19 protein-coding genes and 2 tRNA genes are annotated in these 19,426 nt (G+C 61.9%); 11 read left to right on the forward strand and 10 right to left on the reverse strand.

Annotation, left to right across the window (positions count from 1 at the left end):
* The first annotated feature begins 122 nt into the window (after nucleotides 1-122).
* Both G9U53_RS14665 and G9U53_RS14670 read left to right on the forward strand, forming a co-directional pair.
* Nucleotides 123-1,133 carry an NAD(P)-dependent alcohol dehydrogenase gene (locus G9U53_RS14665; RefSeq protein WP_039973217.1) on the forward strand — a complete coding sequence of 337 codons (1,011 nt, stop codon included), beginning with the start codon at nucleotides 123-125 and terminating at the stop codon, nucleotides 1,131-1,133.
* A 7-nt stretch (nucleotides 1,134-1,140) separates the two neighbouring features.
* Nucleotides 1,141-2,613, forward strand: coding sequence for a mannitol dehydrogenase family protein (locus G9U53_RS14670; RefSeq protein ID WP_165638837.1), 1,473 nt, complete (start codon nucleotides 1,141-1,143; stop codon nucleotides 2,611-2,613).
* Here G9U53_RS14670 and G9U53_RS14675 read toward each other — a convergent pair whose 3' ends face one another.
* Nucleotides 2,614-3,132, reverse strand: a complete 519-nt coding sequence (locus G9U53_RS14675; protein WP_165638838.1) for a DinB family protein — start codon at nucleotides 3,130-3,132, stop codon at nucleotides 2,614-2,616. It lies immediately after the preceding gene.
* Between the two features lie 49 nt (nucleotides 3,133-3,181).
* On the opposite strand from G9U53_RS14675, the gene G9U53_RS14680 reads away from it, so the two are divergent.
* Nucleotides 3,182-3,472: a hypothetical protein gene (locus G9U53_RS14680; RefSeq protein WP_165638839.1), complete on the forward strand. Its 291-nt coding sequence runs from the start codon at nucleotides 3,182-3,184 to the stop codon at nucleotides 3,470-3,472.
* Nucleotides 3,473-3,842: 370 nt separating this feature from the next.
* Here G9U53_RS14680 and G9U53_RS14690 read toward each other — a convergent pair whose 3' ends face one another.
* On the reverse strand, nucleotides 3,843-4,247 hold the full coding sequence (locus G9U53_RS14690; RefSeq protein ID WP_242692560.1) for a hypothetical protein: 405 nt from the start codon (nucleotides 4,245-4,247) through the stop codon (nucleotides 3,843-3,845).
* Between the two features lie 932 nt (nucleotides 4,248-5,179).
* Nucleotides 5,180-5,253: transfer RNA gene (locus G9U53_RS14695), tRNA-Ile, on the reverse strand.
* 177 nt (nucleotides 5,254-5,430) lie between these two features.
* On the opposite strand from G9U53_RS14695, the gene G9U53_RS33540 reads away from it, so the two are divergent.
* On the forward strand, nucleotides 5,431-5,628 hold the full coding sequence (locus tag G9U53_RS33540) for a hypothetical protein (RefSeq protein WP_223304512.1): 198 nt from the start codon (nucleotides 5,431-5,433) through the stop codon (nucleotides 5,626-5,628).
* A gap of 132 nt (nucleotides 5,629-5,760) precedes the next feature.
* On the forward strand, nucleotides 5,761-6,384 hold the full coding sequence (locus tag G9U53_RS14705; protein WP_223304513.1) for an HAD-IA family hydrolase: 624 nt from the start codon (nucleotides 5,761-5,763) through the stop codon (nucleotides 6,382-6,384).
* Nucleotides 6,385-6,456: 72 nt separating this feature from the next.
* Here G9U53_RS14705 and G9U53_RS14710 read toward each other — a convergent pair.
* A tRNA-Asn gene (locus G9U53_RS14710) sits at nucleotides 6,457-6,529 on the reverse strand.
* A gap of 136 nt (nucleotides 6,530-6,665) precedes the next feature.
* Here G9U53_RS14710 and G9U53_RS14715 point away from each other — a divergent pair.
* The gene (locus G9U53_RS14715) at nucleotides 6,666-6,917 is read left to right on the forward strand and encodes a hypothetical protein (protein ID WP_003941570.1); all 252 of its coding nucleotides are present in this window, start codon (nucleotides 6,666-6,668) and stop codon (nucleotides 6,915-6,917) included.
* Between the two features lies 1 nt (nucleotide 6,918).
* Here G9U53_RS14715 and dnaG read toward each other — a convergent pair whose 3' ends face one another.
* Entirely contained in the window at nucleotides 6,919-8,838 is a 1,920-nt protein-coding gene (gene dnaG, locus G9U53_RS14720; RefSeq protein WP_030536590.1) for a DNA primase, read from the reverse strand.
* Nucleotides 8,839-8,910: 72 nt separating this feature from the next.
* On the opposite strand from dnaG, the gene G9U53_RS14725 reads away from it, so the two are divergent.
* Complete coding sequence (locus G9U53_RS14725; protein WP_064113213.1) at nucleotides 8,911-10,461, forward strand: serine/threonine-protein kinase; 1,551 nt, start codon at nucleotides 8,911-8,913, stop codon at nucleotides 10,459-10,461.
* Between the two features lie 13 nt (nucleotides 10,462-10,474).
* Here the strand turns inward: G9U53_RS14725 and G9U53_RS14730 are convergent, their stop codons facing one another.
* Together G9U53_RS14730 and G9U53_RS14735 are read right to left on the reverse strand one after the other, a co-directional pair.
* Nucleotides 10,475-11,773 (reverse strand): deoxyguanosinetriphosphate triphosphohydrolase, encoded by a 1,299-nt coding sequence (locus G9U53_RS14730; protein ID WP_003941643.1) that lies wholly within the window; start codon nucleotides 11,771-11,773, stop codon nucleotides 10,475-10,477.
* A gap of 5 nt (nucleotides 11,774-11,778) precedes the next feature.
* Nucleotides 11,779-12,357: a YdcF family protein gene (locus tag G9U53_RS14735; protein ID WP_128638009.1), complete on the reverse strand. Its 579-nt coding sequence runs from the start codon at nucleotides 12,355-12,357 to the stop codon at nucleotides 11,779-11,781.
* 180 nt (nucleotides 12,358-12,537) lie between these two features.
* On the opposite strand from G9U53_RS14735, the gene G9U53_RS14740 reads away from it, so the two are divergent.
* Both G9U53_RS14740 and G9U53_RS14745 read left to right on the forward strand, forming a co-directional pair.
* Nucleotides 12,538-14,604, forward strand: a complete 2,067-nt coding sequence (locus G9U53_RS14740) for a TPM domain-containing protein (RefSeq protein ID WP_165638841.1) — start codon at nucleotides 12,538-12,540, stop codon at nucleotides 14,602-14,604.
* A 99-nt stretch (nucleotides 14,605-14,703) separates the two neighbouring features.
* Nucleotides 14,704-15,441, forward strand: a complete 738-nt coding sequence (locus G9U53_RS14745) for a polyprenol monophosphomannose synthase (RefSeq protein ID WP_003944487.1) — start codon at nucleotides 14,704-14,706, stop codon at nucleotides 15,439-15,441.
* On the opposite strand, the gene G9U53_RS14750 is transcribed toward G9U53_RS14745, so the two are convergent.
* Nucleotides 15,416-16,222: a helix-turn-helix transcriptional regulator gene (locus G9U53_RS14750; RefSeq protein ID WP_054827649.1), complete on the reverse strand. Its 807-nt coding sequence runs from the start codon at nucleotides 16,220-16,222 to the stop codon at nucleotides 15,416-15,418. The two genes, G9U53_RS14745 and G9U53_RS14750, sit on opposite strands and share 26 nt — an antisense overlap.
* A gap of 138 nt (nucleotides 16,223-16,360) precedes the next feature.
* Between G9U53_RS14750 and G9U53_RS14755 the strand changes: the two genes are divergently transcribed.
* Together G9U53_RS14755 and G9U53_RS14760 are read left to right on the forward strand one after the other, a co-directional pair.
* Nucleotides 16,361-16,726: a nuclear transport factor 2 family protein gene (locus G9U53_RS14755; protein WP_165638842.1), complete on the forward strand. Its 366-nt coding sequence runs from the start codon at nucleotides 16,361-16,363 to the stop codon at nucleotides 16,724-16,726.
* Nucleotides 16,727-16,774: 48 nt separating this feature from the next.
* Nucleotides 16,775-17,281 carry a MepB family protein gene (locus G9U53_RS14760; RefSeq protein WP_165638843.1) on the forward strand — a complete coding sequence of 169 codons (507 nt, stop codon included), beginning with the start codon at nucleotides 16,775-16,777 and terminating at the stop codon, nucleotides 17,279-17,281.
* Here the strand turns inward: G9U53_RS14760 and G9U53_RS14765 are convergent.
* On the reverse strand, nucleotides 17,256-17,837 hold the full coding sequence (locus G9U53_RS14765; protein ID WP_165638844.1) for a dihydrofolate reductase family protein: 582 nt from the start codon (nucleotides 17,835-17,837) through the stop codon (nucleotides 17,256-17,258). The genes G9U53_RS14760 and G9U53_RS14765 overlap by 26 nt on opposite strands.
* A 94-nt stretch (nucleotides 17,838-17,931) precedes the next feature.
* A complete protein-coding gene (locus G9U53_RS14770; RefSeq protein WP_165638845.1) occupies nucleotides 17,932-19,323 on the reverse strand; it encodes a glycine--tRNA ligase in 1,392 nt (463 codons plus the stop codon).
* Nucleotides 19,324-19,426: the final 103 nt, after the last annotated feature.

Below are 19,426 nucleotides of genomic sequence, written 5' to 3' on the forward strand. Positions count from 1 at the left end.
CAGGTTCAAAGTTTCTCGATCGTGAGCAAATGCTCACTAGATGTTCTTATGCTCATTAAGCTAACATCTACGTTGTGACCCACACAACAGTTTCCGGAGAATCCGTCGATCTACCTGCGACAATTCGGGCAAATGTCCTCGTTGAGACCGGAAAGATGCAGATGGTCGAGAGACCACGACCCTCCCCGAAGGCGGGTGAAGTCCTCGTTCGCATCCATGCCGTGGGCGTGTGCGGGTCGGACGCGCACTACTTTCACGAAGGTCGCATCGGCCCTTACGTAGTCAACTCACCGCTCGTTCTCGGACACGAAGCATCGGGACGCATCGCCGCGGTCGGTGACGGCGTCGACCCAAGACGCATCGGGCAGCGTGTCTCCATCGAGCCTCAGAAGCCCGATCCGACAAGTCCCGAATCCAAGGCAGGCAGATACAACCTCTGCCCTCATATGGAGTTCTTCGCGACGCCGCCGATCGACGGTGCGCTGACCGACTACGTCACGATCGGTGCCGACTTCGCCCATCCCATCGCAGATTCCGTGTCCTACGAGGCAGCTGCGCTGTTCGAGCCACTCTCCGTAGGGATCGCCTCAGCCCAGAAGGCGGGGATCACTGCCGGCTCTCGGGTGTTGATCGCCGGCGCCGGCCCGGTAGGAATCGTGACGACGCAGGTGGCCAAGGCATTCGGCGCGACGGAAGTCATCGTCTCGGACATCGACGCGGCCCGACGTGATGTGGCCCTGAAATTCGGCGCAACAACCGTCGTTGATCCACGTGAGGGCGACGTACGCTCGCTGGCCGTCGACGCATTCATCGACGCCTCGGGTGCCACGGCCGCGGTGATCGACGGGATTCACGCAGTTCGGCCCGCTGGGACCGTCGTTCTGGTCGGAATGGGTGCCGACGAGATACCGTTGCCGGTCCCGATCATTCAGAATCGCGAACTGATGCTGACCGGAGTGTTCCGGTACGCCAACACGTGGCCGATCGCCGCCGCATTGGTCGCTGCCGGGCGCGTCGATCTGGACTCGATGGTCACAGCACGCTTTTCACTCGAACAGTCGCAAGAGGCCCTGGTGGCCGATCGCATTCCCGGCAGCATCAAAGCCGTAGTCATTGTCGCCGAAGGAGACTAGTACTTTCATGGAACTCAATACGAAGACCCTGCTCGACTTCGATGCTGCACTCGAAGTGCCGACCTACGACCGGAGCAAAGTTACTACCGGCATAGTGCATTTCGGTGTCGGAGGCTTTCACCGTGCACACCAGGCCATGTACATCGATGCTCTCCTGCGACGCGGTGAGGGCTTCGACTGGGGAATCTGCGGAGTGGGAGTGATGCCGTCGGACAAGCGAATGAAAGACGCACTCCGCGCGCAGGACGGCCTCTACACGCTGGCGCTCAAGCATTCCGACGGAACCCTCGAGGCCCGGGTCATCGGGTCGATCGTCGAGTACCTGTTCGCTCCAGAGGATCCGGAGGCGGTGATCGAAAAGATGGCATCCGAATCGACGAAAATCGTATCTCTCACCATCACCGAGGGCGGATACAACATCTCGCACACTACGGGCGAGTTCGACGCGTCCCATCCCGATGTGATGCACGATCTCGAGCCGGGAACACTCCCCCGCACCACCTTCGGTCTGATTTGTGCGGCACTCGCACTCCGTCGCGACCGGGGCCTCACCCCGTTCACGGTCATGAGTTGCGACAACATCGAAGGCAACGGATCGGTCGCCAGGACGGCTGTCGGAGCGTTCGCCGCTCTGAAGGATCCCGAACTTGCGGAGTGGATCGACGAGAACGGCGCCTTCCCCAACTCCATGGTCGACCGGATCACACCCGTCACGACAGCCGAGGTGACCACCGAGATCGCCGAGACGTTTGGCGTGGAAGATCAGTGGCCGGTCGCAGCTGAGCCGTTCACCGCGTGGTTCCTCGAGGACGAGTTCACCTCAGGCAGGCCACCTCTGGAGAATGCCGGCGTCAATCTCGTGCCGGATGTTCGCCCGTACGAACTGATGAAACTGCGCCTTCTCAATGCCAGCCATCAAGGCATCGCGTACTTCGGCTACCTTGCCGGATACCGCCTGGTCCACGAGGCATGCCAGGACGAACTCTTGTCAGGGTTCCTGCTCGACTACATGAATCTGGAAGCGACGCCGACCCTTGATCCGGTACCCGGCGTCGACCTCGATCAGTACAAGAAGACCCTCATCGAACGATTCTCGAACCCCCAGATCCGCGACACGATTGCACGTCTGTGTGCCGAGTCGTCCGATCGAATTCCCAAGTGGCTGTTGCCCGTCATCCGGAACCAACTCGACACCGGTGGGTCGATCAACCTGTCCACCGCAATTGTCGCTAGCTGGGCCCGCTACGCCGAGGGCACAGACGAGAACGGAGATCCCATCACCGTCGTCGATCAGCTGTCGGACGCTCTGGTGCCGCTCGCCCAGAAACAGTCGAGCGACCCGTTGGCCTTCATCGGGTACCGCCAAGTGTTCGGCGATCTCGTGGACGATCGCCGATTTGTCGCTAGCTTCCGAAAGACCCTCGACTCATTGCACTCCGTCGGAGCCAGAAGAACCCTCGAGGAGGTGCGCGGGCTCTGACTACACCGAGACGTCGTGCAGGTGATGGATCGGATCGTGAATGAAGTAGGCCGCCAACGATTCGACGGTGAACGCCGATCCGTCACTGCGGAGACCCCGTCGTTGGCGGCTACCCTCTGGCACGGTTTCGAAGGCATTCGCGACTTCGGCCGCGGCGTCGGACAATTCCGATGCCACCGTTGCCGGATCTTGGTCGTTGTACCGCTCGGCCTCAGCTGTTGCGTCTTGATCCCAGTTCTCGAATAGCGGATCGTCGAATTCGAGCATCTGTTCCAACCGCACCTTGAAGATCCGGAACACGTCGCGTACGTGGGCGGAATACTCCAGCGCTGACCATGTTTCGCTGTCCGGTCGCTCCGTCACATTCTCGCCCTCCAGTACCTCGGCCCACGAGACGGCATTGCTACGCACAAGATCTGGAACATCCGCGAACGCAACAGCGGACGAATCAAACCCGCACTCGCCGCATGGGCGTTCGAGGACCCAGGTCCAGTTCTTTGTATCCGGGGTGATCGGCATGCATCGAGAATAGTCCGCGGGAGCGGAGTCGGTCTGCTTCGATTGGCCGATGAAGCGCATCATGGTCGGTATTGCGATTCCATTCGTGCTGATGCTTACTTCGTGTGGCGGGGACGGGGGCGACGCCGAACCACACGAACTCGCCTTCACATGCGACGACGCACGTGCGTACCTCGAAGTTTTCGGGACGGTCGAGGCGGCGTTGGCCCGGCTACAGAGCCCTGGATGGAACGATGTCCCTGAACTCGCGGGTTCCGCCAGCGCCTGGGCAGCGTTCACACCACAACAGCAGACTGCGATAGTCAATTCACTTCATGCGGCTTCCCGAGGTGAATGTTGATCCGTATTTCGGTGCCGGTATCCGGCATCTGACTCCGTCGACAAGATTTGCCGGTCGATACTCGGACCGGCCGAAGAACTGGACATACTCCGACCGATTCCACGTCGCCGATCGATCGAGTCCGCGATGACATGAGCGGGCCGCACGACGACTGGAGAGGATTCGACGCTGAGGCGCGTGAGCGCACCAAGAAGCCTTCGAAGCAGCGGAATCGGGATCGAGCGACCGAGCAACGCCGGAGGCCTGATTCGCCGGTCGCACAACAGAATTACAAACGACGACGTAACTACGTCATTCCGATCGTGACAAAATACTCGTTCGTCGGCGACGGACCGATCACTTCGATTTCCTCGACGGGTCTCGTCGCCCCTCACGTGAAGGGCGTCGAGTCGACATGTACCCCTTCCGAACGCAGTAGATGCTCGGCCGCACCAATCAACAGGGAAAGGGATTCGTACGAGAGTCCCTCGATCGCATGGATCAGCCTGTCAGGCGCCGGAATCGACCGGTCGCCCGGCGAACCCTCGGATCTCCGTACAGAAAGGACGGTCGAGAGTTCTCGTTGATTCACCACCTGACCTGCGCTGTTCGCTCGCTCAAACATGGCATTCAGCCGCTGGACCAGTTCCTCACCTTCAGCTGATCGAATAGTGTTGCCGAACAGCCTGTTTCCATGATCGGCTTCGACACCAGGCCCGATCGAGTTCTTGATTGTCACAGTATGTTCTCCGTTACGTTGGTCTGTCAGGTTGATCAGGGGTGCGACCCGGCGCAATTCGCAGAGCCTTTATCCGTGCCGCCCAACGGCGTCGCGTCCATCGACAGCAGACGAATCTCCCCCGGCGCCCATCGGCTTCCGATAGCGAGACCTTGAAGTTGCTGTTCACTTGCAGTTCGTCGTTACACTTTAACAATATTTGTAACGCATCGACAAGTGTTTTGTTCCGATTGCCCGGTTTTGCACCCGATCGAGGCAACTACTGAGCTCTCGCGGGCTGCGGATTCTGCAATTCACGAAGCTCGGCAAAATGGATCCGACGCAGACAAGGACGGCGAGACAGCCCTCGTTGGCTCTCATTTCCAGTGATCGAGCACGAAGTCCTCAATGGTGATGACCCAAGTCCGACAGCGCTTTTCAGACAGGGAAAGGGCCCCGCAGTTGCGGGGCCCACTATCGTTGCCGTTCCTTGCGTAGAGTCGTTTCCGACAGTCGGCTGCCGGTCAGCGCGTCAACATTTGGGTGCAGCCGAGCCGCGGGGGGGACGGCTCGACTGCCTTGTACCTACACCGGTAGGCACGTCTAAAGCGTGACACTTCTGTACGTCGAGCACATACGCTGAAATACCCGGATAGGTACCTACTTTTCCTTCACGTCCGGCACGTCGCTCGCTCGGTTGCGCCCAATTGCACTGCGCTCCCGATACTTGTCGAGGATTGGGTATCCGGATCCGAGACTTTCACCTCGTCCGAGATCGACGATCGCGGTACGACATTTACTTGTGTAGCCACGAAGGATCAACTCAGCCGTACCCGCATGCGCGTTGCGTGCGATTCAATACCAACTACGTGTGGGCAACTGCACCAACTACCTGTGGGCAACTGCCCTGTTGATTGCACTCTGCGCACTTGTCGCCGTTGCGATCGTCGGCAGCATGACTTTCGACAAACGTCATTGGGTCTGACCTGCGGGCTCACGGCAACTGAACGTGGGGCGGGCGGGGCTCGAACCCGCGACCAATGGATTATGAGTCCACGGCTCTAACCGACTGAGCTACCGCCCCATCCGGATGCGATGCATCGCGGCGAATCCGAATGTTACCGGCACATCCGACGCGGATCACAATCGGGCAGGCGGTGACGCGTTGCACTCTTTCGAGTCGAGTCTTCCAAGGTTGGTCGGCACAGGCGCGATGAGCCGATACCGTGGGAGTGCACACCCCACGGAACAGGATCACCACATGAAGCTTGCACTGACCGAATTCAAGAACTCGAAGGCCACGATCCGGATCATCATGTCCGACGGCGCGAAGCTGAACGGCACCGTCACCGATTTCACCGAAGACACTCTCGTTCTCAATTCTCCGAATGGTGTCTACTACATCAACCCCAGCCACATCGTCCGACTGTTCGAGCCTTCGGATCGCGCAGCGAAGTAAGCGCACCGGCCGAACAGTTCGACGGTTCCGCCGAAAGCCCGACGCAGAGTATTGCGTCGGGCTTTTCGTATCTCCGTCGCCATCGTCTTCGCTTCGCGTTCACTGATGCTGATGCCGCCTATCCTCTGCGACATGGCGAACGACAGCGGACCACCTGAACTCGTGTTGTTCGACTTGGGTGGCGTGCTGTGTCGATTCGAGCCTGACCGTCGCGCCGCAGAACTGGCCGCGGCCATCGGCGTCACGGAAGACGAGATTCATGCCCTCGTGTTCGCGTCCGGGTTCGACCAGGAATGCGATCTCGGCATTCACTCCGAAACCGCGATCCTGGAACGCTTTCGACGACTCGGGTTTCCTGGTGACCGCGACGAGCTACGCCGAGCCTGGGCCAAGGCCTTCATCCCGGACCGCGCGGTCATCGATCTCGCAATCGCGCTTCGAAGCGAGGGGGTCGTGGTCGCCACACTCTCCGACAACGGACCTGTTCTCTTGGCCGCCATCGAGAGTGTCGTAACTCCATCGGCAATCGACGAGCATGTTTTCTCCTGCATGCTCGGAGCTACCAAACCCGAACCTGCGGCCTTCCTGGCTGCGCTGGAGTTGCTCGATGCGCGTCCACAGCAGACCTTCTTCGTCGACGACAACCCGGTGAACGTCCTCAGCGCTCGACGGCTGGGAATTCGCGGCGAACAAGCAAACAAGGCGGCAGACGTTGAATCGGCACTTCGATCGGTGGGTCTGCTGCGAGCGCACTAGGTCAGACAAAAACAAGGTCAGACCACAACAAGAAAGCCCCCCACCCGATTTCTCAGGTGAGGGGCTTCGCTGCTCCCCCGGCTGGACTCGAACCAGCAACCGTCCGATTAACAGTCGGAAGCTCTGCCAATTGAGCTACAGGGGATTGTCTTGCTCGCTTCGCCCGTTCCGGCGTTGCCTGAGAAACTGTAGCGAATCCTTCACCGAAGTACCAAATCGCCTGCCCAGCGAGTCATCAGGCAGGATGGAGTCAGGACGATCGGTGCTGGAGGGAAGCAGGAATGATGCGTTTGTTGATCGGTGTTGCAGCTGGGTACGTCCTGGGAACCAAAGCGGGCCGCGCACGATACGAGCAGATCAGCCGGGCCGCGAAGGCGGTGGCCACCAGTCCGGCCACCAAGAAGGTGTTGGACGCGTCACGGCAGAAGCTGGCCGACTCACTGAGTACTCAGCCCAAGCTCGAGCCGATGAAGCCGATCAACGAGGAGACTACGATTCTGGTCCCCCACGACCAGTTGAAGAAAAACCGTTAGGTCAGACGCTTTGGTCGCCGACAGCCTGCTCACGCAGCTGTCGGCGATACTGCTCCAGCGCCACGAGGTCGCCGAACAGTGAGTTGTACTCCTCGGGGGCTGCAGCAGGTGAAACGCGCTGAAGCTTGGATTTGAGGTCGGCAACCTGCTCGCCCACCCACGCTTCCTGCAGTCGTGCGAGCACTCCGTTGATGTAGCGCGGAACCGTGTCTTCGTCACACGGCATCGGTTCGACGGCCAGCTCAGATACAACCGAGGCCACCGTCATGTCTTCGACGCCCTTGGTGACGACTTCGATCCACTCGGCGCCGCCGAGTCCCTTGCTCGTTCCACCGGCGTCAGCCATTGCCTGTCTGATGACAACGTAGGCGGGGTGGGTGAACGTCTCGGGCGGCAACGAGTCGAAGACACTGCCGGCGATGCCAGGGTGCTGCAATGCGGCCTTGAGGACAGCTCGCTGCGTCGAGAGCGCGGGATCGTTGGGCCGGGGCCTGGAGATTCCGATCGGCAGCGCAAGCGCATCGGCAGCAGGTTGGTCGACAACCTGACGACGCTTGGGCGCCGGTGACGATCCACGCGTCGACGCCCGTTTGCGAGCTTCGTCACGCACGCGTCGTCGAACCGACGGAAGATCGTCCCAACCGACCCATCCGCACAACAGATTCGCGTAGCTGTCGCGCAGAGTTGATTCCTTGATCTGCGCAACGACGGGCACGGTACGACGCAGTGCCTCGACGCGACCTTCAGCGGTCTCCAGATCGTGTTCGGTGAGGATGGACTTCACCACGAACTCGAACATCGGAGTGCGCCGTGCCACGAGGTCGCGAACGGCGGCGTCACCAGACTTCAGTCGCAGATCGCACGGGTCCATTCCGTCGGGCGCGACGGCGACGAACGTCTGCCCGGCCATCTTTTGATCACCCTCGAACGCCTTCATCGCAGCGGCCTGCCCCGCGGCATCACCGTCGAAGGTGTAGATGATCTCACCGCGAAAGTAGCTGTCGTCCATCAGGAGTCGGCGGAGCATCGCAAGGTGCTCCTCACCGAAGGCGGTCCCGCACGAAGCGACGGCGGTCTTGACGCCGGCCAAATGCATCGCCATGACGTCGGTGTAACCCTCGACGACTACCGCCTGGTGCCCCTTGGCGATGTCGCGCTTGGCGAGGTCCAAGCCGAACAAGACCTGAGACTTCTTGTAGAGAATCGTTTCCGGCGTGTTGACGTACTTACCCGGCATGGTGTCGTCGTCGAAGAGCTTGCGGGCACCGAAGCCGATGACGTCACCGGCGACGCTGCGGATCGGCCACAGAAGTCGGCGATGGAACCGGTCGATCGGACCTCGCCGGCCTTCTTTGGACAGCCCGGCTGCTTCTAGTTCTTTGAACTCGAAACCTTTGGACATCAAGTGTTTTGTGAGAGTGTCCCAACCTTCTGGCGCGTATCCACACCCGAACTGCAGGGCCGCTGCACCGTCGAAGTTTCTCTCGGTGAGGTAGTCGCGAGCCGCCTGGGCATCGGGTTCGCGCAGACGAGCGGCGTAGAACTCCTGAGCCGCCGCGTTTGCTGCGATCAAGCGTGCACGGGTGCCGCGATCGCGCTGAACGGACGGTCCGCCGCCCTCGTACGAAATCGTGTAGCTGAGTCGATCCGCCAACTGCTCGACGGCCTCGACGAAGCTGATGTGATCCATCTTCTGCAGGAACGAGTACACGTCACCACCCTCACCGCAGCCGAAGCAGTGGTAGAGGCCGTGGTTGGGTCGCACGTGGAACGACGGCGACTTCTCGTCGTGAAAGGGACACAGACCTTTGATCGAATCGCCACCGGCACGCTTGAGTGAAACGTATTCACCGACGATGTCCTCGATGCGAGTGCGTTCGCGAATGGCCGCGATGTCTCTGTCAGAAATTCGGCCCGCCACGTACATCAGTCTAGGCGGTCCCCCGGCACCTCCTGACAACGATATGTTGATGGCCGACTCTGCACCGCAGCGATGGGACCGACGATGACTGAAAACGCCTCGAGCGCGCACGAAGGGCGATCAGGAACCCGATTCGGCGTGTACGAGTTGCGTAGCCTCCTCGGCCGAGGCGGAATGGGTGAAGTGTACGAGGCGTACGACACCTCGAAGGATCGCCTGGTCGCACTCAAGTTGCTCCATCGAGAGCTTGCGGCCGACCCGTCATTCCAAGCTCGTTTCCGCCGAGAATCTCGCGCCACCGCCGCCCTGAACGAACCGCACGTGATCCCGGTGCATGACTGGGGCGAAATCGACGGAGTCCTCTTCATCGACATGCGTTTGGTCGAAGGCCACACATTGCGAGCCGAGTTGACCGAATTCGGCCGACTCACGCCTGTACGAGCCGTCGACATCGTCTCGCAAATCGCGTCGGCGTTGGACGCCGCCCATGCCCGCGGGCTCATCCATCGTGACGTCAAACCAGACAACATCATTCTCACGAACAACGGCTTCGCCTACCTCGTCGACTTCGGAATCGCATACTCACAGACGGACACGAAGATCACCACCGAGGGAAGCGCAGTCGGTTCGTATGCATACATGGCGCCGGAGCGGTTCGGAATCGAAACGCCGACGGCCGCAGCGGATGTCTATTCCCTGGCTTGTGTCCTCTACCAATCACTCACCGGAACAACACCTTTCAACACCACAAGCATCGAGCATCTGGTCAATTCGCACCTGAACGCTCCGCCGCCACGCCCCACACTGGCGGTTCCGTCGCTCCCGCAAGGCCTTGACGCCACCGTGGCTCGCGGCATGGCAAAGGATCCCGCACACCGCTATCCGACTACGGGAGCGCTCGCACTCCAAGCGCGGCAGGCCCTCTCGACGACCCACACCCCCGGTGCCGCCGGCGGATTGCAACCCACGATCGTCGGGCAGCCCACCTACACCACGGCGAATCCCGCTCACGGGAACTACACGCACATCGTGACAAAGACCAAGCGAAACCGAGCACCGATCGCGATCGGTGCGGCTGGAGTTGCACTCGTTCTGGCCGCAGGAGGCACGGCGGCCTGGGTGACGCTGGGGAATTCGGGCCCCGAATCACCAACCGCTGTAGCAGCTTCCACCGCCACGTCGGCACTGGCACCCATTCAGGATCCGGTCAGAACGCCGAAGCTCGAGCCGCTACCCACCGCCGGACAGCAGGCAACCACCACCACGCGGGCGCCGAACCCCGCCACGAAGAACGGCGACCTCGGGGTGAGCAAGCCGATCACCGTCCCCTCATGCAAAGGAACCGGAATCGTGGTGTTGGCCAATGCCACCGATCCGGCAACGTACGCCAGCGAGATCCAGAACTACCTCGACGCGTTCCCCGGCTCGAAATACCTACGCACAGACCAGTCCTGCCCGTCACTGCGTCAAGTCTCCGATTCGGGGACGGCGATCTACACGGTGTATCGCGAATCCGGGAACACCGAGTCGAAGATCTGCAAGGACGTTCGCGCAGCAGGTGGCGACGCTTACGGCAAGTGGCTCGATACCACTACCGACCCGTCGACGCGGATGACTTGCTGAGGGCGTAAGTGGCTCAGCCCCAGCTGGCCTGCGCGCCCAGGCTCGCTTTGTCCACCCGTTCGAGCCGACTCTCCGTGTACGACGCGATCTGATCCACCACCACCCGGACCCGAGCACCGTCGTCTGCGGCGCGTTCCCACGCGGGCAGCAGGATCGGATCGAGCCCGGCCGGCGCAGTTGCCAGCAGCCATTCCGCGACGCGATGAACACGATCACGCTGCCGATCCTGACGCGCTTTGTGTCCGGCGTCGGACATCACGTAGTACAGCGCCACGGTCTTGAGCAATGCCACCTCGGATGCGACGGCCTCGGGTATGTCGAGGTCGGCTTGATAGCGCGAGAGGGGTCGGTCACCGTGTGTCAGCCGGGTGCTGGCGATCGCCGCGGTGGCGAAGCGTCCCACCAATTCACTCGTCAGATTCTTCAACGCGACGGAACTTCCGAGTGTTCCGTCGAAACTTCCGACCCCGCGTACGACGGGGAGTTCGGACAGCCGTTGGGCGGCTTCGATCAGATCGTCGACTACCAATCCGCGAAACTCGGAGGCCCCCAGTTCTGCCAGTGCGCGCTGCTCGGACGGATCGGCAAGCGAGCGAAGGTCGATGCGGCCTGCGATCACCCCGTCCTCCACGTCGTGCACGGAATAGGCGATGTCATCGGCCCAGTCCATGACCTGAGCTTCCAGGCATTGCCGACGCTCGGGCGCTCCCTCGCGAACCCAGGCGAGCACCTCTGCGTCGTCGTCGTATGCCCCGAACTTCGCGCCGGGCTCAGGGCGGGTCCAGGGATACTTGATGGCTGCGTCGAGTGACGCCCTGGTGAGATTGAGGCCTGCGCTCAGACCGTCGGGGCGCAGGATCTTGGGTTCGAGGCTGGTCAAGATCCGCAGATTCTGCGCATTGCCCTCGAAACCTCCGCAGTCCTTGGCGACTTCGTCGAGGGCCTTCTCGCCGTTGTGACCGTACGGTGGGTGCCCGATGTCGTGCGCGAGACCGGCGAGGTCCACCAGGTCCGGATCGCAACCGAGTCCGTCGGCAATCCCTCGCCCGATCTGTGCGACCTCCATCGAGTGTGTCAACCGCGTACGAGGCGTGTCACCGTCGCGCGGGCCGACAACCTGGGTCTTGTCGGCCAGCCGCCGCAAAGCCGCGGAGTGTTGGACGCGGGCCCGATCTCGCGAGAAGTCCGAACGATGCTGCGCCGCTGCGATCTGCGAACCCGGCAACCCCGCTCGCTTCGGCGCCTCGACGACACGACGTTCGAGGTCGTGTTCGGAGTAGGTGCCGCCTCCGTAGGTGGTGTGAGCTGTCATGGTCTCTATTGCCCTGCCGTGTAGGGGAAGTCTGCCGAGAAGTGCGTGAGCTGATACCAGAGCAGCGCGCCGGTTTCGCGAGCGATTCCGTGTAACTGGGATTCGCGGGTGAACACAGCCGGGCCTTGACGAGTAGGTGCGGTCCACGCTTGAAGGCCCGTGTCGCGGGCCATCGTCCGCGTTCGCAAGGAGTGCCACGGATCACTGACCAGGACGGCGGAATTGATTCCCTGCGAAGACATCTCGGCACTGACTGCGTCGATGCTGAGCAGTGTGTCCGAACCGGTCTCCACCGCGGTGATCGCACTCGAAGGAATTCCGCGATCGGTCAGATACATCTTTCCCGACGCCGCTTCGGTGTACTCGTCGCCTTCCTGTTTACCGCCGACAGTGATGATCTGCGGAGCCACTCCGCGCTTGTACAGCTTGTACGCCTGCTCGAGTCGGGCCTCGAAGACGGACGACGGAGTGCCGGAATACTGAGCCGCGCCCAGAACGACTATCGCGTCGGCCGGCCGCGTGTCGTCGATGCGCGCCACCTGCCACACCCGGAACGCAGTACCCCCGACCAGAACCACGGCCATCAACACCGCACCGGCGATCAGACGGCGCGTCCAGCGAGCCAATCCTGCCCCGAAGCCGCCCGCCCGCGAGGGTGATGGGTCGTGGGGGCGGTTACCGAAAGCAGGTTTCACTCCCGCAATTCTGCCAGTTCGCAGCGATCACCTCCGATGCCGACGCGCCACAACGGATAGATTTGCGTCATGGCCCTCGCACCACACTTCGCGCAGTTGTCCTCGGTAGAGCAGAGTCGGACAACCACCCGACCCGTTCGGCGTCGGGGAAGCGCCGCCGCCGTCGCTGCGATTTTCGCTTTGCTGGCGCTCGTCTTCAGTCCTGCGCTCGCCTCGGCGGACGCCCCGATGGTGTTGCCGAATCACATCACCGACACCTCCGGGGTCCTCGATTCCGGGCAACGCAGCGATATACAAGCCGCGATCGATCAACTCGGCGAGGACCACCAGATCGATCTGTGGGTCGCGTTCGTCCCCGATTTCAACAACCTGGGTGGCCAGGCGTGGGCACAGCAGACAGCCACGAAGTCGACGCTGAGCACGAAGTCCGTCCTGCTTGCAGTTGCCACGGCGGAGCGTGCTTACTTCCTCGATGTGCCCGCTGAGCTGAGCAACATCACGGATTCCGACATCGAATCGATCAATACCGACGCGGTGGAACCGGCTCTCGCCGAGGATGATTGGACCGGCGCGGCAATTGCCGCAGCCGGCGCACTCGGCGACGCGAACAACACGAGCGGCGGAATGGGAGTCGGAACACTCCTCATCGCGGGCGGCGCTGTGGTGGTCGGGACGGGCGGTGTGGTCCTGTACTCACGCAAGCGCAAGAACGACAAGAACAAGGCAAGCGTCGAAGCCGCGAAGAACATCTCCCCCGACGACATCGCCAGCCTCAACGCACTCCCGCTGCCGACGCTCGACGAACGCGCGAAGGAGATCCTCGTCGAGACGGACAACGCGATCGCCGGCAGCCAGGAGGAGCTCGATCTGGCCCGCAGCGAGTTCGGAGATTCCGCCGTCGCACCCTTCTCGGCAGCATTCGACAAGGCCAAGGCCACCCTCGCCGAAGCCTTCGCGATCAGGCAGCGACTCGACGACGCCATCCCGGAAACTCCCGATCAACGCCGACAGATGCTGATCGACATCATTTCCTCGTGCGGTCGAGCCGACCAAGAACTCGAAGCTCGCGTCGAGGAGTTCGACGGGCTTCGCGACCTTCTCATCAACGCCCCCGCACGTCTCGATGCGTTGACGCAGAGTGTTGTTTCTCTCAGCGTGCGCTTGCCCGAATCCGAGGCGATTCTGACCAAATTGAAGGATCAATTCCCCGCGCCGACGCTGGCATCTGTCGTGAACAACGTCACGATGGCCAGTGAACGCCTGACGCTCGCCGAGAAGTCGATCGAGGAAGGCCGCGATGCCACCGCGCTGCCGGCCGGTAAGCAAGGCGCTGCCGTCACTGCGATTCGCACGGCCGAAGCCGCCCTCGATCAGGCACGCAAGCTACTCGACGGCGTCGATCACGCCGCCGACGACATCCGAAACGCCATCGCGACACTTCCGTCCGCGATGGACGACGTCCAACAGGGCATCACCGCTGCGGACGCTTACCTGGCGCAAGGCGGGCAGAAGTTGGCGGACGCGAAGGCCGCAGCCCAGGCAGCGTTGGCGAATGCTCAGACGTCGAAGGACAGCGATCCGCTGACAGCCTTCAACCAGATCGTCGCAGCCGACGCCCAACTCGACGCGCTTCTTGCCGACGCTCAGGAGCAGAAGCAGCAGCTCGAACGTGCACAGCAGCGCCTCGCCCAGGACATTCTGGCCGCACAGGCTCAGGTGACCGCTGCAGGCGACTTCCTCGGAACCAGGCGCGGCGCGATCGGGGCGGAGGCGCGCACTCGCTACGCCGAGGCTCAGCGGCACCTGCAGGCGGCCCAGCAATTGCAGGCCTCGGATCCGTCGAAGGCACTGCAACACGCCCAGGCCGCGACCACCTTGGCGACGCACTCACTTCGCGCCGCGCAGAACGACGTCAACACCTGGGAAGCAAACCAACGACCCCGCGGTGGCGGCGGCGATGCGACGGGAGCGATCCTCGGCGGCATCCTGATCAACAGCATTCTGCGAGGTGGCGGCGGGCCCCGCTCGTACGGCGGACCGAGCAGCAGCGGACGCTCCGGTCGCGGTGGCGGCGGCGGTGGTTTCGGCGGCGGGGGCGGCGGCCGAACCAGTCGAGGCGGCGGCGGCCGGTTCTGACGGATCCCGTCGAGGTAGTAAAATCCCTACTTTGTTCACGACCGCACTCGTCGTACGCTTCATCCGGCAAGTCGGGATCACAGATCATACGAAGGTGTTATGGAAAGCGTCGCCCCGCAGATAACCGTCGTTGTACCTACATACAACGAGCGTGAGAACCTGCCAAAGCTCGTCGATCGCCTCGCCGCGTTGAAGATCCCGAACCTGCACGTCCTCGTGGTGGATGACAACTCCCCCGACGGCACGGGTGAGGTTGCGGACAAGTTGGGTATCGACGGTCCCATCCCGGTCGGAGTGCTTCACCGCACGGTCAAGGACGGACTCGGCCGTGCTTACGTCGCGGGCATGAGCCGGGCTCTGGCAGAGAACGCAGACATCGTCATTCAGATGGACGCAGATCTCTCGCACCCGTCCGAAGCGATCCCCGCCATGATCGAGATCCTCACCACTACCGATGCGGCAGTCGTTCTCGGCTCCCGCTACGTCGAAGGCGGCGCAGTCGCCGGCGACTGGCCGTGGCACCGCAAGGCCTTGTCCGCCTGGGCGAACTTCTACGTCAACGCTATTCTGCGACTGCACGTCAAGGATGCGACCGCCGGCTTCAAGGCGTGGCATGCAAAGACCTTGCGCGACATCGACGTCGAATCGGTGCAGAGCAACGGCTACGCGTTCCAGGTCGAGATGAACTACCGAGTTGTTCAGCGCGGCATGAAGATCGCCGAAACGCCCATCCGCTTCGAGGAGCGCACCGAAGGCGTCTCCAAGATGAGTCTCTCGGTTCAGTTGGAGTCTGCTCTGGTGCCGTGGAAGCTCAAGTTCGGCAAGAAGTCCCTGTGACCTCGGCGGCCGATCGAAAGTAGTCGGCCGTCTGCGTGTCCGACGGGTAGAACGATTCGATCGCAATCTCTGCGAGCGTGACGTCGCGCGGCGTACCGAACACGGTGGTGGTGCTGAACATCGCCAGTTCGGTATCGCCGACGCGTACACGCAACGGAACCAGCAGGGAATTCGCGCGGTCGTCGTGCCAGTCTCCGCCGCTCGGATAGGCGCGCAGCTCGTCGAGCAACGACGACAGCTGCGCATCCGCACTGACCTCCACTTCCCGAGCCAGCCTTGTGAGCAGGTGGGCCCGCCACTGCGCGAGGTTCACGATCCGCGGCGCCATGCCCTCGGGATGCAAGCTCAGACGCAATACGTTCACCGGTGGTTCCAGGAGGAAATCAGCGGCGCCCGCGGTCAAGATTCCCACGGCCTGGTTCCCGGCGACCATCTCCCACTGCTGATCGACCACCACGGCCGGATACGGGTCATGCGCGTCGATGATGCGATCGATGGCCTCACTCACCGCTGACATCGGCGCTTCTGCCAACGACTTCTGCGAGTACTCCGGCGCGTGGCCACTTGCCAGCAGAAGCGTGTTCTGTTGTCGTAGAGGAACATCCAGACATTCGGACAGGTGAAGAATCATGTCCCGGCTCGGCTTGGAGCGGCCGGTTTCGATGAAGCTCAGATGCCTGGTCGACACTCCTGCCGCCGCCGAGAGTCCCAACTGAGTGAGCCTTCGCCGCTCCCGCCACCGCTTGAGTTCGGAGCCCACGTCCATCGTCTCGAAGGTCATTCTTTCAAGTTAGCGACCCGAGGTAGCCGAGGCCATGACCTCAGAGGTAATCGACCCGACGCAGTTTCGGAGGAACAGTGGTCTCAGCCGGCGAGGCCGCCGGACATTCACCACCGGAAACTGATCAAGGGAGCGACCATGAGCGACTTCGACGCAATCGCCGACGCCTACATCGACATGTGGAACGAAACCGATACCACCGCCCGTAAAGCACGGGTCGAGCAATTGTTCGCACCCGGCGGTCGCTACACCGATCCGCTCGCGGACGTCACCGGACACGATCAGATCGACGCGATGATCCACGCTGTGCAGCAACAATTTCCGGGCATGCACTTCACCCTCGTCGGACCGGTGGACGCGCACCACCGACAGGCCCGATTCGGTTGGGCTCTCGGCCCGTCGGGGGCCGAGTCACTGATCGACGGATTCGACGTACTCGAACGCGACGACGACGGCCGGGTGACGCTTGTCCTCGGGTTCCTCGACAAGGTGCCTTCGGCCTGAATCGGGACTACCACCGACAGCGTTCGTCACGAAGGCTGTCGGTGGTTCGTGGCATCATCGGTGCCGATGAACGCCGACGGATTTACCTGGTCCACACCGATTCCCGAGTCCGAGGGTGCTGAGTACGGCGCTCACACGTTGACCGTCAACGGCCTTCCCACCGTCTATCGAACCGCCAAGACGACGCCGACCAAGCTCGGTCAGTTCGTCACACTGTGGCGCCGTTCCGAGGCCGGGCCCATCCGCCCATTCGACGCCAGCGACCGCGTGATGCTGTTCGTGGTGAAGGTATACGACGAAGAGCATTCGGGGCACTTCGTCTTTCCCGTCGAAACCCTCGTCGAACACGACATCGTCTCGACGAACTTCTCCGGCGGTAAGCGCGCTGTCCGGGTCTATGCGCCCTGGGTTACGCCGACCAGCGCGCAAGCAGTCAGAACTCAGCGCTGGCAGATTCGGCATTTCGGCGAGTTCCCTGATGTACTCAGCTCGACTGTGTTCAGCTCAACTGCGTTCAGCTCAACTGCGTTCAGCTCAACTGATACGTCGCGATGATGACGCCTGTTGTCGTAGGGACGCTGTCGGTGAGGGTGAACTGAGCGAGCGCAGCTCCGTCGGGGAATAATCTGCGCCCGGTTCCGAGAACCAGCGGATGTATCAGCAGAGTGTAGGTGTCGACGAGACGCCGATCGGCCAAGGACGTGATCAAGTCGCCACTGCCCAGAATCACCAGATCCGGGCCCTCACTTTCCTTGAGCGTGGTGACCGCGTCGGCGGCATCGCCTTTCAACAAGGTCGAGTTCTTCCACGGCAGCGGTTCACCCAAAGTCCTTGAAACTACGTATTTCTGCGTGTTGTCGAGCACCTCGGTAAACGGATTGTCGGTCTGAAACGGCCAGTACGAGGCGAAGTTTTCGTAGGTTCTGCGTCCGAACAGCAACTCCGATTTCTTCGCCATCCCCTCCCCCATCTTCTGCGCCATGACGGAATCGTTGAAGGGTGCTGCCCACCCACCGTGCTCGAATCCGCCACGACGGTCCTCGTCCGGCCCACCAGGTGCCTGCATGACACCGTCGAGAGTCACGCTGTTGGTCACGCTGAGTTTTCTCATAACTTCGATCCTGCGCCTGAAGGACCATCGGGGAAAGAGAAAACGGGCGGTCCTTCTCGATTGAGAAGGACCGCCCGTCAGCTTCGAACGAGAATCAGGAGCCGATCAGCCGTGCGGCCAGGTAGCTTTCCACCTGATCGAGGGCGACGCGTTCCTGCGCCATGGAGTCACGCTCACGCACCGTCACAGCCTGGTCTTCGAGAGTGTCGAAGTCGACCGTGATGCAGAACGGTGTGCCGATCTCGTCCTGGCGACGGTAACGACGACCGATGGCGCCGGCGTCGTCGAACTCGACGTTCCAATTCTGACGCAGCTGCGCTGCAAGATCTTTGGCCTTCGGCGTCAGGTCCGCGTTACGCGAGAGCGGCAGAACGGCAGCCTTGACGGGAGCGAGTCGACGATCCAGGCGGAGCACTGTGCGCTTGTCGACGCCGCCCTTGGAGTTGGGCGCCTCGTCCTCGGTGTAGGCGTCGACCAGGAAGGCCATCAGCGAACGCGTGAGACCGGCCGCCGGCTCGATGACGTACGGCGTGTACCGCTCGCCCGTCGTCTGGTCGTAGTAGTTCAGCTCGGTGCCCGAGTGCTTGGAGTGCGTCGAGAGATCGAAGTCGGTACGGTTCGCGATACCTTCGAGCTCGCCCCATTCGCTGCCCTGGAAGTGGAAGCGGTACTCGATGTCGGTCGTGCCCTTCGAGTAGTGCGAAAGCTTCTCCGACGCATGCTCGTACAGACGCAGGTTGTCCTTGTTGATACCGAGGCCGGTGTACCAGTCAAGGCGGTAGTCGATCCAGTACTGATGCCACTGCTCGTCCTCGCCCGGCTTGACGAAGAATTCCATCTCCATCTGCTCGAACTCACGGGTGCGGAAGATGAAGTTGCCGGGGGTGATCTCGTTGCGGAAGCTCTTGCCGATCTGGCCGATGCCGAACGGCGGCTTCTTACGCGAGGTGGTCAGCACGTTGGCGAAGTTCACGAAGATGCCCTGTGCGGTCTCGGGGCGAAGGTAGTGCATACCCTCTTCGCTCTCGACGGGGCCGAGGTACGTCTTGAGCATCATGTTGAAGTCGCGCGGCTCGGTCCACTGGCCGACGGTGCCGCAGTCGGGGCAACCGATGACATCCATCGAGACGTCGTCCGGGTTGTCGAGCTTCTTCTTCTCCGCGTACGCCTCCTGCAGGTGATCCTGACGGTGACGCTTGTGACAGTTGAGGCACTCGACGAGCGGGTCGTTGAAGACACCGACGTGACCGGACGCGACCCACACCTCGCGGGGCAGGATCACCGACGAGTCGAGGCCGACGACGTCCTCGCGGCTGGTGACCATGTTGCGCCACCACTGGCGCTTGATGTTCTCCTTGAGCTCGACACCCAATGGGCCGTAGTCCCATGCGGACTTGGTACCGCCGTAGATCTCACCGCACGGGTAGACCAGGCCTCGCCGCTTGGCGAGATTGACAACGGCTTCGATCTTGGACTTGGGTGCCACTCGATTGCTCTCCATCTGGGTAATAGATGCATGATTTTCGTGCGCTTTTCGCACCATCAGCCTATCTGGCGGCTGCCACGCACTTCCGTCCAAGGTTGACATG

This window comes from Rhodococcus sp. D-46 (genome assembly GCF_011290655.1).
Classification (GTDB): Bacteria; Actinomycetota; Actinomycetes; order Mycobacteriales; family Mycobacteriaceae; genus Rhodococcus_F; species Rhodococcus_F qingshengii.